Here is a 2,030-nt window from a genome sequence, read left to right as displayed (position 1 = left end):
TACCTCATGGACGAGGACGAGAACTATATCGTTGACGAGGAAACCGCGCCGGTTGTCCAGCAGATATACCAGCTTTGTCTTGCCGGGAATGGCCCGACCAAGATTGCCCGTATGCTTACGGAGCAGCAAATCCCCACGCCGGGGACGCTGGAATACCGCAGGACAGGCAGCACACGCCGCTACCACCCCGGCTATGAGTGTAAATGGGCGACAAACACCGTCGTTCATATCCTCGAAAACCGGGAGTACACCGGCTGTCTGGTAAACTTCAAGACGGAAAAGCCCTCTTACAAGGTCAAACACAGTGTAGAGAACCCCGTGGAGAAGCAGGCCATTTTTGAGAACCACCATGAGCCTATCATAGACCGGGAAACATGGGAGCGCGTGCAGGAGTTACGCAAGCAGCGCAAACGCCCGAACCGCTATGATGAAGTGGGGCTGTTCTCCGGTATGCTGTTCTGCGCCGACTGCGGCCATGTGATGTACCAGCAGCGGTATCAGAACAAGAACCGCAAGCAGGACTGTTACATCTGCGGCAGCTACAAGAAGCGCACCCGCGACTGTACGGCGCACTTTATCCGCACCGACCTGTTGACCGCCGGTGTCCTCTCCAATCTCCGGCAAGTGACGGAGTATGCCGCCAAGCATGAGAGCCGCTTTGTGAAGCTGCTTATCCAGCAGAACGAGATCGGCGGCAAGAGAAAGACCGCCGCAACCACCAGGCAGCTTGAACAGGCGCAGGAGCGCATTGCCGAAGTGAGCCGCATTATTAAGCGGCTGTATGAGGACAATGTGAACGGCAAAATCAGTGACGAGCGTTTCATGGAACTGTCAGCAGACTATGAGCAGGAACAGCGGGAACTGAAAGACCGCGCCGCCGCTTTGCAGGCCGAACTGGACAAGTCGCAGGCCGCCACCGTCAACGCGGAAAAGTTTATGGGTATCGTCCGAAAGCACCTTGCCTTTGAGGAATTGACCCCCACCCTCTTGCGGGAAATGATTGAAAAAATCGTCGTGCATGAGTGTAGCTATGACGAGAACGGCACCCGCAGGCAGGACATTGAGATTTATTACAGCTTTGTCGGCAAGATTGACTTGCCCGAAGCCTAACGCCCGACCTATCCGACACAATGGCCAAGTGCCGGATAGGAACGGCAAAATTTTTTACATTTCTATTACTTCTTTATCGCACATCAGTAAAGTCGCAGGGCATGAAACAGCTGATGGCCGGCGCGGGCGTCGCCATCGTGGGCATGGTCCTTGTACCGCTGCTGTCCGGCCTGTTCACCGTCTGATCGTACCCCGCTGAAATCCTCGCCCCCTCCCGCGCACAGCGGGAGGGGCTGAAAGGAGGTTTGACACCGTATGGATTTCTTATTGGATGCCCTTACCAACTGGCTGAAAGAGATGCTGGTGGGCGGCATCATGGGAAACTTATCGGGGATGTTCGACAGCGTAAATCAGCAGGTCGCGGATATATCCGTACAGGTGGGCCAGACCCCGCAGGGGTGGAACGGCAGCATTTTCAGTATGATCCAGAACCTCTCCAACTCCATCATGGTGCCGATTGCTGGCGTGATCCTGGCTATCGTGATGACGCTGGAGCTGATCCAGATGATTACCGACCGCAACAACCTGCATGACGTGGACACCTGGATGATCTTCAAATGGGTGTTCAAATCCGCCGCCGCGATTTTGCTCGTCACCAACACCTGGAACCTCGTCATGGGCGTGTTCGACATGGCCCAAAGCGTGGTGGCCCAGGCGTCCGGCATCATCGGCTCGGACGCTTCCATCGACATCTCCGCTGTTATGACCGATATGGAGTCCCGGCTGATGGATATGGACCTGGGGCCGCTGTTCGGCCTGTGGTTCCAGTCGCTTTTTATCGGCATTACCATGTGGGCGCTGTATATCTGCATTTTCATCGTCATTTATGGCCGTATGATCGAAATTTACCGCGCGTCCAGAAGCGCTGCTTGTAATCCGCAGGCGGTGCGCGGGCATTTTGGGAATCCGGCTTTGGCAAG

2 protein-coding genes and 1 pseudogene are annotated in these 2,030 nt (G+C 55.6%); all 3 read left to right on the top strand.

Annotation, left to right across the window (positions count from 1 at the left end; translation table 11 throughout):
* The coding region (locus tag B5F54_RS17025) for a recombinase family protein (protein ID WP_087235325.1) at positions 1–1,110 on the top strand (1,110 nt) is incomplete at its 5' end.
* An 89-nt stretch (positions 1,111–1,199) separates the two neighbouring features.
* A pseudogene (locus B5F54_RS18475) lies at positions 1,200–1,295 on the top strand (Maff2 family mobile element protein); the annotation flags it as partial.
* 70 nt (positions 1,296–1,365) lie between these two features.
* Positions 1,366–2,030 (top strand): VirB6/TrbL-like conjugal transfer protein, CD1112 family (locus tag B5F54_RS17015; protein ID WP_242969739.1); only part of this gene is annotated, 665 nt, incomplete at its 3' end.

It is taken from the genome of Anaeromassilibacillus sp. An250 (assembly GCF_002159845.1).
GTDB classification, from domain to species: Bacteria; Bacillota; Clostridia; order Oscillospirales; family Acutalibacteraceae; genus Anaeromassilibacillus; species Anaeromassilibacillus stercoravium.
This window is presented reverse-complemented; position numbering and strand designations above follow the sequence as displayed.